The organism is Acinetobacter suaedae (assembly GCF_008630915.1).
GTDB classification, from domain to species: Bacteria; Pseudomonadota; Gammaproteobacteria; order Pseudomonadales; family Moraxellaceae; genus Acinetobacter; species Acinetobacter suaedae.
On record NZ_CP043909.1, the window covers coordinates 1,580,989 to 1,593,950 of the forward strand.

The 12,962-nt window shown below is 37.7% G+C and carries 12 protein-coding genes; 8 read left to right on the forward strand and 4 right to left on the reverse strand.

Annotation, left to right across the window (positions count from 1 at the left end; genetic code table 11):
• Nucleotides 1–34 precede the first annotated feature (34 nt).
• The 3 genes from F2A31_RS15990 to F2A31_RS07470 are packed head-to-tail and all read left to right on the forward strand — an operon-like array spanning nucleotide 35 to nucleotide 2,902.
• Complete coding sequence (locus F2A31_RS15990; protein WP_150025849.1) at nucleotides 35–217, forward strand: ATP-dependent Clp protease adaptor ClpS; 183 nt, start codon at nucleotides 35–37, stop codon at nucleotides 215–217.
• Nucleotides 218–254: 37 nt separating this feature from the next.
• Nucleotides 255–2,540 (forward strand): ATP-dependent Clp protease ATP-binding subunit ClpA, encoded by a 2,286-nt coding sequence (gene clpA, locus F2A31_RS07465; RefSeq protein WP_150025850.1) that lies wholly within the window; start codon nucleotides 255–257, stop codon nucleotides 2,538–2,540.
• Nucleotides 2,540–2,902 carry a YnfA family protein gene (locus F2A31_RS07470; protein ID WP_150025851.1) on the forward strand — a complete coding sequence of 121 codons (363 nt, stop codon included), beginning with the start codon at nucleotides 2,540–2,542 and terminating at the stop codon, nucleotides 2,900–2,902. The genes clpA and F2A31_RS07470 overlap by 1 nt, the downstream gene beginning before the upstream one ends.
• 45 nt (nucleotides 2,903–2,947) lie before the next feature.
• Here the strand turns inward: F2A31_RS07470 and F2A31_RS07475 are convergent, their stop codons facing one another.
• Nucleotides 2,948–4,522: an ATP-binding cassette domain-containing protein gene (locus tag F2A31_RS07475; RefSeq protein WP_150025852.1), complete on the reverse strand. Its 1,575-nt coding sequence runs from the start codon at nucleotides 4,520–4,522 to the stop codon at nucleotides 2,948–2,950.
• A 604-nt stretch (nucleotides 4,523–5,126) separates the two neighbouring features.
• On the opposite strand from F2A31_RS07475, the gene F2A31_RS07480 reads away from it, so the two are divergent.
• Complete coding sequence (locus F2A31_RS07480; protein WP_150025853.1) at nucleotides 5,127–6,170, forward strand: 3-deoxy-7-phosphoheptulonate synthase; 1,044 nt, start codon at nucleotides 5,127–5,129, stop codon at nucleotides 6,168–6,170.
• 58 nt (nucleotides 6,171–6,228) lie between these two features.
• Here F2A31_RS07480 and F2A31_RS07485 read toward each other — a convergent pair whose 3' ends face one another.
• Both F2A31_RS07485 and F2A31_RS07490 read right to left on the reverse strand, forming a co-directional pair.
• On the reverse strand, nucleotides 6,229–7,149 hold the full coding sequence (locus F2A31_RS07485; protein ID WP_150025854.1) for an alpha/beta fold hydrolase: 921 nt from the start codon (nucleotides 7,147–7,149) through the stop codon (nucleotides 6,229–6,231).
• Nucleotides 7,149–7,709 (reverse strand): PadR family transcriptional regulator, encoded by a 561-nt coding sequence (locus F2A31_RS07490; RefSeq protein WP_150027719.1) that lies wholly within the window; start codon nucleotides 7,707–7,709, stop codon nucleotides 7,149–7,151. The genes F2A31_RS07485 and F2A31_RS07490 overlap by 1 nt, the downstream gene beginning before the upstream one ends.
• 123 nt (nucleotides 7,710–7,832) lie before the next feature.
• Here F2A31_RS07490 and F2A31_RS07495 point away from each other — a divergent pair, with 123 nt between their 5' ends.
• From F2A31_RS07495 to F2A31_RS07510, 4 genes are all read left to right on the forward strand, one after another.
• Nucleotides 7,833–9,857 carry an NADPH-dependent 2,4-dienoyl-CoA reductase gene (locus tag F2A31_RS07495; RefSeq protein WP_215899262.1) on the forward strand — a complete coding sequence of 675 codons (2,025 nt, stop codon included), beginning with the start codon at nucleotides 7,833–7,835 and terminating at the stop codon, nucleotides 9,855–9,857.
• Between the two features lie 75 nt (nucleotides 9,858–9,932).
• Nucleotides 9,933–10,340 carry a nuclear transport factor 2 family protein gene (locus tag F2A31_RS07500; protein ID WP_150025856.1) on the forward strand — a complete coding sequence of 136 codons (408 nt, stop codon included), beginning with the start codon at nucleotides 9,933–9,935 and terminating at the stop codon, nucleotides 10,338–10,340.
• Between the two features lie 38 nt (nucleotides 10,341–10,378).
• On the forward strand, nucleotides 10,379–11,095 hold the full coding sequence (locus F2A31_RS07505) for an SGNH/GDSL hydrolase family protein (protein ID WP_150025857.1): 717 nt from the start codon (nucleotides 10,379–10,381) through the stop codon (nucleotides 11,093–11,095).
• A gap of 21 nt (nucleotides 11,096–11,116) precedes the next feature.
• A complete protein-coding gene (locus F2A31_RS07510; RefSeq protein WP_150025858.1) occupies nucleotides 11,117–12,205 on the forward strand; it encodes a YheT family hydrolase in 1,089 nt (362 codons plus the stop codon).
• A 55-nt stretch (nucleotides 12,206–12,260) separates the two neighbouring features.
• On the opposite strand, the gene F2A31_RS07515 is transcribed toward F2A31_RS07510, so the two are convergent.
• Nucleotides 12,261–12,752, reverse strand: a complete 492-nt coding sequence (locus F2A31_RS07515; protein WP_150025859.1) for an internalin — start codon at nucleotides 12,750–12,752, stop codon at nucleotides 12,261–12,263.
• Between the last annotated feature and the right edge of the window lie 210 nt (nucleotides 12,753–12,962).

A 12,962-nucleotide genomic window follows, 5' to 3' on the forward strand; every position in this document is an offset into this window, starting at 1 on the left:
CGATGGATGTTTTGTTTTCTTTTTGAACAAATGGATGGTTTATTTCCTCTTTGTAATTGAATTTTTACAACAATACTTTGTTTTGAATCTTGACCGATATGCTCAACTAATGCTAACAGTAGATTATGAAGCAAAGAGAATCATAAATGTGTACGAGATAACAGTTATTGATACTCCTGTGGATCAGTCTATAACCGTCTTTTCAGTTAAAGATTAGTCTTTTTTTGATAGGGCACAAAATATAAGGGGGTTACATGCTCAGTCGTCAATTAGAAGTATCGTTACGTTTGGCTGTTAGCATGGCTCGTCAAAAGAGACATGAGTTTCTGACAGTAGAACATTTGTTGCTTGCTTTACTTGATAATGATTCAGCCGTGAATGCATTAAAAGCATGTGGTGCCGACATCGTTACTCTTCGTAAGGAATTAGAGGAATATGTAGAGCAACATACCCCAAAACTTGGTGATAATAGTGAGCAAGCGCCTCATCCTACTGAGAGTTTTGATCGAATCTTGCAGAGGGCAATTTTCCATGTCCAATCTAGCGGCGGCGATCGTACAGTAGAAGGTGCTGATGTTCTTGTGGCAATGTATTCAGAAAGAGATTCTTTTGCTGTTTATTTGCTTAAACGTCATCAAATTAACCGTTTGACGCTGACTCAATATTTATCTCATGGTACACGTAAAGATGAGATTCAAGTTGAGGAAGAAGTAGAAGACATTGAAGGTGAGAACGGAGTTTCAGCAAGTGCTGGACCATTAGAGCAATACACGCTTAACTTAAATGTCGAGGCGCAAAAAGGGAAAACTGATCCTTTAATCGGACGTGAGAAAGAAATTGAGCGTGCAGCACAGATTTTATGCCGTCGCCGTAAAAATAATCCACTTTTAGTCGGGGATCCTGGTGTTGGTAAAACATCGATTGCTGAAGGTCTGGCTTGGTTGATCGTCAATGGTAAGGCGCCTAAACCACTTGCCAATGCAGAAGTTTATAGCTTAGATATTGGTGCATTGGTTGCTGGTACAAAATATCGTGGTGATTTTGAAAAGCGGTTAAAACAATTGCTTAATGCTTTGAAAAAGAATCCAAATGCAATTTTATTTATTGATGAAATTCACATGATCATCGGTGCTGGTTCTAGTATGGGCAGTACAATGGATGCATCGAATTTGATCAAACCAGCTTTGGCAAATGGAAGTCTACGTTGCATTGGTTCAACGACTTTCCAAGAGTATCGTCAAGTTTTTGAAAAAGATCATGCTCTATCTCGTCGTTTTCAGAAGGTTGATGTCAACGAGCCGAGTATCAGTGAAACGATTGAAATTTTACGAGGCTTAAAAGGAAAATTTGAAGACTTCCATCATGTTGAATACGAAGATAAGGCACTTGTTGCAGCGGTAGAGCTTTCTGCTAAATTCATAAATGATCGCTTTTTGCCAGACAAGGCGATAGATGTGATTGATGAAGCGGGCGCCCAACGTCGTTTAAAGGCTGAAGTCGATGGTTCAATGATTTCTGTTGAAAATATTGAAGATATTGTGTCTAAAATTGCACGTATTCCACCAAAAACGGTTTCCAAAGACGATAAAACAGTACTTGAAAACTTAGAGCGTGATTTGAAGCGTGTTGTTTTTGGTCAAGACGAAGCAATTACAGCACTTGCATCGGCAATTAAATTATCACGTGCAGGCTTAAAAGCACCAGACAAGCCAGTGGGTAGTTTTGTGTTTGCAGGTCCTACAGGTGTTGGTAAAACTGAAGTGACCAAACAGTTGGCTAAACTGTTAGGCGTTGAGTTTGTACGCTTTGATATGTCTGAATATATGGAGCGTCATGCTGTTTCACGGTTGATCGGTGCGCCTCCAGGTTATGTTGGTTATGACCAAGGTGGTTTGCTTACAGATGCAATTCATAAGAATCCGCATTGTGTTTTACTACTGGATGAGATTGAGAAGGCACATCCTGATGTGTTCAACTTGTTATTACAAGTGATGGATCATGGTGCATTGACGGATAATAATGGTCGTAAATCTGATTTTAGAAATGTGATTATTGTTTTAACGACTAATATTGGAGCTGAGAGCATTTCTCGAGCAAGTATTGGTTTCACTGAACAAGATCATAGCGCTGATAATCAAGATGCGATGAAGCGTGCATTCTCACCTGAATTCCGTAATCGTTTGGATGGTGTAATTCAGTTTAAGGCTCTCCCTACAACTGTAATTGAATCTGTTGTTGATAAATTCCTGACAGAACTACAAGCGCAGTTAGATGAAAAACAAGTTGTGCTTGAGGTCGATCAAAGTGCACGCGATTGGTTGTCGGCTAATGGCTATGACCGTCTCATGGGAGCTCGTCCAATGCAGCGTTTGATTCAAGAACATTTGAAAAAACCGCTTGCTGAGATGATTTTATTCGGTGAGCTTGCTGAGCATGGTGGTAATGTTGCAGTTTCTGTGAAGACAGAAAATGGCAAAGAAGTCGGTTTAAAATTGGAAGTTTTTGAAGATCATATTAATCCGAGTGCTGAACCTGCTTAATGTTTGATATTTCTTACTCAATAACCCAAATACTCAAAGTATTTGGGTTATTTTTCGTTACAGCAATTGCCGAAATCCTTGGTTGTTATTTTCCTTATTTAATTTTGAATCAAGGGAAGTCACATTGGTTTTGGATTCCAACCGCTTTAAGTTTAGCAATGTTTGTTTGGTTATTAACTTTGCATCCTGCTGCTTCGGGGCGTATATATGCTGCTTATGGTGGTATTTATATATTCACAGCGTTGTTGTGGCTACGCTATGTAGATCAAGTGATGTTTTCGCGTTGGGATATTCTAGGTGGTTTGGTCGTATTGAGTGGTGCTGCGATAATTATATTACAACCACAGGGTTTAATACGTTAAGCTAAGCATGGTGAAAATTTATTACCATGCCGTTAGCATACAAAATTAAGTCATCAAATAATGATTAGAAACTCCACATTCTTCTACAAATGCCTCATCGTGTGATACTAGAATTACCGTACCATTAAAAGTGCGAATCGCTTGGGCTAATATCCTTCTTGATTCGATATCGAGATGGTTTTCGGGTTCATCTAAAAATAACAGTTCAACAGCTTGCTGTTTTAGGGTAAGCAAAGCCACTTTTAATCGTTCACCGCCGCTTAAAGTTGAAATTGTTGCAAATACTTTATCTCTTCGAATTTGTAGATTGCCTAATAAGGTTCGGCCTTGTTGTTCTGTTAGTTCTGGATTAATACGTTGTAAATACTCAAGAGCAGAAATACCATCATCAAGTAGTGAGAGATTCTGATCAAGATAAACAGAGTTTGCCTTACAATAGATCTCTCCACTTATTGGAGGAATGACCCTTTGTAGTGTTTTGAGTAAAGTAGATTTACCGATACCATTCACACCGATCAAATGCAATTTTTCTCCAGCATGGATAGCAAGATCAATAGGTTTTATCTTTGTATATGCTAGCTGTAAATGACAGCAACGTAAGATTTCTCCTGTTTTTTCTACAACATGATTAAATTCAAATGATTGTGATTTTAGATACGCCATTTGAGTTTGCTTTAGCTGCAATTCTTCTTTTGCATCTTTAAGTTGCTTACTCTGTTGTTTGCGTAGGTGAGAAAGTGATTGCTCAGATTGTTCTTTTTTAGCATCTAACAGAATCGGGGCTTGAGAGCCTGATGCTCTTAGTTTCTCACCTGTTTTTTTACGTTTTTGTGTTTTCATGAGGTTTAGATGTTGCTGTTCTTTGAGTTGTTTTAATTCACGCTTTTCCTGTTGTATTGCTTGTGATAATGATTTCACTTGCAACTGATGCTGTTGTAAATAAAGTGCGTAGTTTCCTCCATAATAGTGCAGACCCAACTGGCTCAATGAAAAAATACCTTGTACATGAGTTAGAAGTTGTCTGTCATGGCTAATGATGAGTCCACCTGTTGGGTGTTGAGACATTTGTTGGATCAGCCATCTACGTCCACGGCTATCTAAATGATTGCTCGGCTCATCTAGAAGTAAGTAGTGATCTTTAAGTAAAAATAAACGACAAAGTGCAAGTTTAGTCTTTTGACCTTCACTCAAATTTTGAGTTGGGGTTTTAAGATCTGTCGGTAATTCTGCACTTTCTAGAAGTTGATACCACTCTGTTGGTAAATGCCAAAGGTGTTCAACCTGATCATAATCAGCAAATGATGCTGTACCGTATTTGATGCGCTCAAAGCATAAATATAAATCTTCGATATCCAAAGCTTGAGCAATTGTGTGAGCTTGTAAACGTTGGATTTGAGCAAGATATTGATGAGGGCATTGCCAGTAAATTTGACCAGTATAGGGTAGCTCCGCCGTTATTTGTTTTTGCAAAAGAGACATGAGTAGAGACTTACCTTGGCCGTTGCGTCCAATGAGTCCGCAAAACTGATGTAGAGGTAGCTGAAATGAAAGATGATCAAAGAGTTTTTGTTGGGGGAATTCAAGTGATAGATTTGAAATAATACATGCCTGTTGAGTCATAAGAAATCTCATAAACAGGATATGCAAAATAGAGATAAATTTTAGAATAGAAAACGCTAACAGATAGTTAAGTCTATTTTGCACATCAAAAAAGAAAGAATGATTTTGATGATAAAAATAGGACTTACTTCATTGGCGTGGACTCAACTTGATGTATTTTTATACTATTCTATGAGGGATGAGAAGAAAGGTCAAATCTTGAGATTTTGAAGATCTGGTTAAAAAAATATAAAAAATACTTGTCAAATGCTGAAATAGTGCGTAATTTAGGTTTTAGAGATATTTTTTAGATATTTGAAAAAATTATGTTAAAGCATACTGTGAACACAAACGCATATTTTTACTTTTGGCACTATTGATAGTTGCCTGATGCGTTTCGGGCAGCAAAAAGGGTTGCCCAACCAGTTAATACCTGATCGGCAACCCCGGTCAGGTTTTTTTATGCTTTAACAATCATCACTTTAGGAGAATTACCATGTATACATTCAACATTTCATATTTTAGCAAGACTTCTTGGTTCTACTTTGCAAAGAAATCAACATCGCTTAGATCCCACTTGCTCAAATAAATATTCGGACTGTATAACAGTCCAAAGGAAATGAAAATGAATGCTTTAAATACTGCTTTGACACAACCACAAACGCATACAAAAGAAACAATGCTCAGCTTGCCAACACAACTCAAAGCGCAGTATCCCTTGTCTGCTAATTTAGTAGAGCAAATTTCAAGACATCGTCAAACGATTCAAAATATTTTATCAGGTCATGATCATCGTCTAATGGTTATTACAGGGCCTTGCTCGATTCATGATCCGATTGCTGTATTAGAGTACGCTGATCGTTTACAGCAATTACAAGAACAAGTAAAAGACCAGATCTTTCTCGTAATGCGAGCATATATTGAAAAACCACGTACAACTGTGGGCTGGAAAGGTTTCTTATACGATCCAAATTTAGATGGATCATCAGATTTACAATTGGGTTTAGAGAAATCTCGTGAGCTTTACTTGCAACTCATTGAGAAAGGTTTGCCAATTGCAAGTGAAATATTAAGTCCAATGGCTACGGGTTATTTTGATGATCTGTTGGCTTGGGGCGCAATTGGCGCACGTACGAGTGAATCACAAATTCATCGTGAAATTGCAAGTCATATGCCGTATAGCATTGGTTTCAAAAATGGAACTGATGGTTCAATTCAAATTGCTTTAGATGCAATTCAATCTGCTTTGAATGGGCATCAATTTTTAGGAATGACTCAGCAAGGTTTACCAGCAATTCTTCATAGTAATGGTAATCCGTTACCACATTTAATTTTACGTGGCTCTAACCAAGGCACAAACTATGATTTGGCATCAATTCAAGCGATGCATTTTAAGCATAAGCATTTACCTGCTTTAGTGATTGATTGTAGTCATGGAAATAGTGGTAAAGATCCATTGCAACAGCCGAATGTTTTAAAACAAATTATTGCAGAGCGTGCTGAGTCGAAAGTTCGTGGTGTGATGATTGAAAGTCATTTGGTTGATGGAAATCAAAAGATTTCTTGTGATATGACGTATGGACAATCAGTAACTGATGGCTGTTTAGGTTGGGATAAAACTGAACAAGCTTTATTAGATGTTGCAGAACAAATGAGATCAAAAAAGTGATGTTCAAATATTACTAGCTAATTCAGAGAGATTGGCTAGTAATATTATTTGTTACTCATTATGCTGCATGGCTTGAATGTGCTGAAAGAAAAAGCCCAATTTCTTGAGTAAATTTTCTCGGCTCTGTAATCAAAGGGGTATGTCCTGAACGGTCAAAATAGATAGTTTTAGCATTTGTTAAGCTTTCAGCAATTAAAGTTTGTCCTGTTTCAGGGTAAAGGGTTGAATCTCGACCGATAAAAAAGGTTGTTGGACATTCTAGTTGACTAATTGCTTCACGATAATCTTCATCATGGTTGAGATAATTTTCAACATACCAGAGTAAGTAGTCAAGACGTTGAATAGGTAGTAAGTATTTTTGTAGAAATGGGCGATGTAATGCGAGTTTAAATACTTTAGGGCTATATTTATTATTACTTTGTAGTTCAATAAATGCACCCCATAAACTAACCAGTTTGAAACGAATGTCGTTAGGGAGGTCTTCAAGCCTTAATGCATGTTTATACTCTAATAGTAACATCTGAATCTGTTTAAGAAGGTCCTTAAATTGAGGCTGTTTTTGCCCAAATAAACCATATTGCCAAGATTCATCTACAGGAATTTTAGGTGTTTGATCAATATGAAGATAGGCTTTAAGTTTTTGTGATAATTGGCCATGTTTCATTCCGTGCATTGCAGTTGTTGCACCCATAGAATAGCCCATCAAAATAAACTGATCTAATTTCAATAGTTTGATCAGCGTATCAACATCATTCCAATGACTTGAAATTGCATCTAAATGTGGAATTGCACAATCTTTAGAGCCACCAAAACCACGCCAGTCGGGAATAATAAATTCATATTGTTTACGGCTAGCAAATAAAAAAGGAAGCCACTGCCAACTTTGCATACCGAGTCCCGATAAGACGAGTACGGGTTCACCTTCACCTACACGTCGAACAAATAATTTTTCTTGATCAGGCATGGTATAAAACGGCATTATTTTTCTCCAATTTCGTTTTGTTCTTCAAACTTTTTCAGTTGAGGAATCATTTGTTCTAACCATTTTATCCATTCATTTTCTTTAATGATACCAAGTTCAAGGATCATTTTATGAATAAACAAAACACGATTGGTGGGTTCATTATTTTTAAAATCTTTATCATGAATCGCCTGATAAAGGTTTAATTTCTCCTTGTGAAGTAGAAGGTGTCGTTCTAATTCAGGCAAAATTTTATTACCTCCAAGTTGTGCTTCTGCTCTTAATCTAACCATTAAGTCATCTCTAAGTTGAGCAGGTTCACTTTGTTCTTCTATCCAAGAAGCGAGTTGTATTCTTCCAGACTGTTCGATTTGATAAGTTTTTTTTCGACTATTTGCTGATTGTTCTTCTATTGTAGAAATCCATCCTTTTTTCAGCATACCATTGAGTTCTCTGTAGATTTGCTGATGTGTCGCATTCCAAAAGAAGCCCATTGAGCGATCAAAACGACGAGCAAGTTCAAAACCAGTGCTTGGTTTTTCTAATAAGCTCGTCAATAAAACGTGGGCGAGTGACATACTGATCCAATATAAAAATGACTCATCAGAATTATGCAATATGTTGCATAAAAATCAAATCTTGTTTATAAGTCTATGCAACAAGTTGCATTAGCAAGCAGATTGCTCGCCAAAGGAGAACACATGTCAGCTTATCCACATTTATTAGAGCCACTTGATTTAGGCTTTACCACTTTAAAAAATCGTGTGCTTATGGGATCTATGCATATTGGTTTAGAAGAAGCGCCACAAGGCTATGAACGTATGGCGGCTTTTTATGCTGAACGTGCTAAAGGTGATGTTGGGTTAATCGTTACTGGTGGCGTGTCTCCTAATGATGATGGTGTGGTTTTTACTCATGGGACAAAACTAGATAGTATTGAAGAGGCAGAAAAGCATAAAGTAATTACCCAAGCTGTACATGATGCCGGTGGTAAGATTGCCATGCAAATTCTTCATACAGGACGTTATTCATATCAAGCTAATAATGTTGCACCATCTGCAATTCAGGCACCTATTAATCCTGTTAAGCCAAAAGCATTAAGTTCAGCTGAAGTACAGCAAACGATTGATGACTTTGCTAATTGTGCCAAGTTGGCTCAATATGCTGGGTATGATGGCGTGGAAATCATGGGGTCAGAGGGTTACTTGATCAATGAGTTCATTGCAGCACGTACCAATCATCGTGATGATGAGTGGGGTGGTAGTTATGAAAACCGTATTCGTTTTCCAATTGAGATTGTTAAGCGTACTCGAGATTTAGTTGGAGAAAACTTTATTATCGTTTACCGTTTATCAATGCTGGACTTAGTCGAGGGAGGCTCAAGCTTAGAAGAAGTAATACAACTCGCTAAAGAAATCGAAAAAGCAGGTGCAACAATTATTAATACAGGAATTGGTTGGCATGAAGCCCGTATTCCAACAATTGCAACTAAAGTACCACGAGCGGCATTTACATGGGTCACAGAAAAACTAAAAGGCTCTGTTTCAATTCCATTAATTACATCGAATCGTATCAATACCCCTGAAATGGCTGAATATGTATTGGCTTCTGGTCATGCCGATATGATTTCTATGGCACGTCCAATGTTGGCAGATCCTGAGTTCGTTCTCAAAGCAAGTCAAGGTCGTAGTGATGAAATAAATACCTGTATTGGGTGTAACCAAGCTTGTTTAGATCATATTTTCTTTATGACTGTTGCGACCTGCTTAGTTAATCCGCGTGCATGTTATGAAACAGAACTCATTTTTAAAGAAGCAGCAACTGAAAAAAATATTGCCGTGATTGGTGCTGGTCCAGCAGGACTAAGCTTTGCAGTTTATGCTGCGAGTCGTGGTCATAAGGTTAAGGTTTTTGATTCAGGTGATCAAATTGGTGGACAATTTAATATTGCTAAGACTATTCCAGGGAAAGAAGAGTTTTATGAAACCTTGCGTTATTTCAAGCGTCAAATTGAGTTGCAACCTAATATTGAATTAGTACTTAATCACACGGTGACTTATGAGGAATTGAGTCAAGCTGATTATGATGAGATTGTTGTAGCTACAGGTGTGACACCTCGCCAACTACAGTTTGAAGGTATTAATCATCCAAAGGTTCTAAGTTATCTACAAGTGCTGAAAGAACGTGTACCTGTAGGTAAGCGTGTGGCGATTATTGGTGCAGGTGGGATTGGCTTTGATACGGCAGAGTATCTGAGTCACGAAGGAGAAAGTGGAAGCCTAAATCCAGAAAAATTTTATGCAGAATGGGGAATTGATACCTCATATGAAAATGTCGGTGGTTTAAAGCAACCTGAATTAGAAAAATCAGAACGAGAAATTTATTTATTACAGCGTAAAACGGCTGCTGTTGGTTCTGGATTAGGCAAAACCACAGGCTGGATTCATCGTACTGGTCTGAAGCATCGTGATGTGAAAATGATCGCTGGAGTTAGCTATGACAAAGTGGACGATCAAGGCTTGCATATCACGGTAGAGGGTCAAAGCCGTGTTCTTGATGTCGATAATGTCGTGATTTGTGCAGGGCAAGAATCGTATACAGCGATGTATGATCAGTTGAAAGCAGATGGTAAAAGTGTTCATCTCATTGGTGGTGCCAAAGAGGCAGGCGAATTGGATGCTAAACGTGCGATACGTCAGGGTGCTGAGTTAGCTGCTGTTTTATAACGTAAAGATGAGCATTTTCTCATCAAGAGAAGTGCTCATTCACTTTTAATGTGTAGGGATTAAAGGAAAAATAAAATGACACTTGAGATAATAAAACAGTCGCTAGAAAAATGGCATCAAATGATACAAACAGGCGATATGTCTCATTTAAATGAGCTGTTGGCTGATGACGTAGTTTTTCGATCACCAGTAGCTTATAAACCTTATGAGGGCAAACACGTGGTGTTTTTTATCCTGACCAATGTGATACAGGTTTTTGAAAACTTTACTTACCATCGAGAGTTCTATACCGAAGATGGTAAAAATGTGGTGCTTGAATTTAGTGCCAATGTCAGTAATAAAGCATTAAAGGGGATCGATATGATTCGTTTTAATGAGCATGGGAAAATTATTGATTTTGAAGTAATGATTCGTCCTATGAGTGGGCTGGCTGCCTTGGCTGAGCAAATGGGTGCACGATTTGCCCAGTATCAGTCGAATTAACCCCTTTAAATAGCCTAAGTAATATTGAGATTATTAAAATGTGGTTGAAGTTATCAACTATTGTCTTATTACCTGTTTTGGTTATTCAAGGCATCATCGTACGTAAACGAACGCCACTATTACCTGAACCGCAAGGTGATAGAGAAGGGTTTGTAGGTGAAGGAAAATCTCTTTCTTTACTGATATTGGGCGATTCAGCGGCGGCTGGTGTTGGTGTGGAGACGCAGAAAGAAGCGTTATCTGGTGCGATTATTTCTGAACTAAAAAGTGACTATATGTTGAAGTGGAGATTGCATGCTAGAACTGGGCATACAACTCAACAAGTATGTAAGGCTATAAGTGAAATTTCTCAGTGTGATTATGATGTAATTGTAACATCAATGGGTGTTAATGATATCACTAAATTGACCTCTATAGAATCATGGATAAAACAACAAAAACAATTATTTACTCAAATACAAAACCGTTTTCAACCAAAATTGGTTATTGTATCAGGAGTACCACCTATGCAGTATTTTCCAGCATTACCCCAACCATTAGCATGGTTATTTGGAAAATACGTAAATCACATGAATAAGACTTTACAACAGTGGTTAGCTTCACAAGAAAAATTTAGATTTATTCCATACGATATCGAGGTTTTTAAGGCATTAGATTTACCCATGGCAGAAGATGGTTTTCATCCAAGTCGTGAAATATATGCAATTTGGGGAAAACAGGTCGCGGACTTAGTGCGGCAGAAGTTTAACCCTTAATATAAAGGGAGGAATGAAATTATGGGCATATCCACTCTAAATAAACTCAAAGTTTTGGGTTCAGAATTATATGATTTAGCATTAGGCGCTGAACTTCCTAAAATGTATTATCATCCACAGGGAAAACTCAAAGACGTTTTAGACAAGTTACCACAATTAAAACAAAAATATCGTCCAACACCGTGGTTGAGTAATACTCATGTTCATCTTCTATATTTTGATGTCATTAGAAAGAAAACCGTTAAGCTTGAATATGATCGAATTGATCAACTTACTATGAAGGATGGTGGTATCACAGCAGTTGCATGGTACGGTTTTGATCTACCCAAAGATATACCAACAGTTGTGATGATGCATACTATTACTGGTACACCTGAAAGTATGCGTGAACTGGTTAAAGATTTACACGAATATACAGGGTGGCGAATTGCATTATGTTTACGCCGTGGTCATGCCGGGCTACCTATGCCAGTCCCTCAGATTTCGTTATTCGGTTCAACGAGTGACCTTAAAGAACAATTGGATCATATCCAAAAGTTATTTCCTAAATCTGATCTATATGCAGTAGGTTCATCTGCTGGAACTGGTCTGTTGGTTAGGTATCTAGGTGAGCAGGCAGAAAATACGCCTTTTAAGGCTGCATTTGCCATGTGTCCAGGATATAACACTGAGATTGGCTTTAAAAACGTGCATCCTTTTTATAGTAAGGTAATGACGAAAAAGTTATTCAAGCATTTTATTGAGCCATATAAAAATATTTGGAGCCGAGTTGCTTCATTGGAAAAGGTGTTAGCGACAACAAGTTTGGAAGAGTTTGAAAAAGCTTATTTTGAAATGGCTGGTTTTCAGGATTATCAAAGTTATTGCAAAGCGATTAATCCTATTTATGTTTTTCAAAATATCAAAATTCCACTCATGATTTTAAATGCTGAAGATGATCCAGTGTGTTCAATTAAAAACTTGGAGCCGTATAAAGATACGATAAAGCAGATGGAAAATATTGTAGTTATTACAACTAAAAAAGGCAGCCACTGTGGTTTTTATGAAAGTTTAAGTGTTAAATCATGGGCTTCACGTTTAATGGCTGATTTTTTTAAGAACTATTCATAACCGTGAGAAATAAAAAAAGCCATTCAATACGAATGGCTTTTGATCTGAACTTGGTTTAGTTGTTGAGTGCTGGTGTTGCTGCGGCAATCGCTGCGGCAACTGCATCTTCTTCAGATTGGCTTGGGCCACTAGGCTTTGGTGCTTTTGGCTGTTCAGCTTTTTGTGTACTTGTTTCTGTTTGAGCCGGTTTCGGTGTTGGTGTACGAGGCGTTTCAGACGCTTGTGTATTGTTTGAAGTATTACTACTTTGTGTTTGTTGAGCTGGACGAGTTTCACGACGAATCTCTGTTGTCGTGTTTTCAGTTTCCTCTCTAGTTGTCTCAACTGTAGGAGCTGGAGTCTCTTCTGTTTCCACAGTTTCTAGCGTTTCAAACTGTTGAATGGTTTCCACAGGCTCAGGTTGTTGTTCTGTGACTTGTGCTTCAGTCATTTCAGTCGGTTGTTCAGACTGCTGCTCTTCATTCTTAGGTTCTTCTTTTTTCACACAGGCTGTTAATAAAAGGCCAGTGGCGATTGCTGCACAAATTAAAAGTTTTTTATTTGCCATTGCTAAAACAACATATTAAATAAAGACGCGGCAATTATAACAGCAAAATTGTCTGAAAATATCACTGGGGTGGATTGAGTTTGTTGATATTTTATAAATGCTTGCACTACAAAGATCGTTTGTAGATGGGTTAAAAGCCCAAGAGGGCACGATTTTTTTGTATAGAAAGCCGATTGGATAAAGAGAGATAGCAATTTATCTATGAAATCT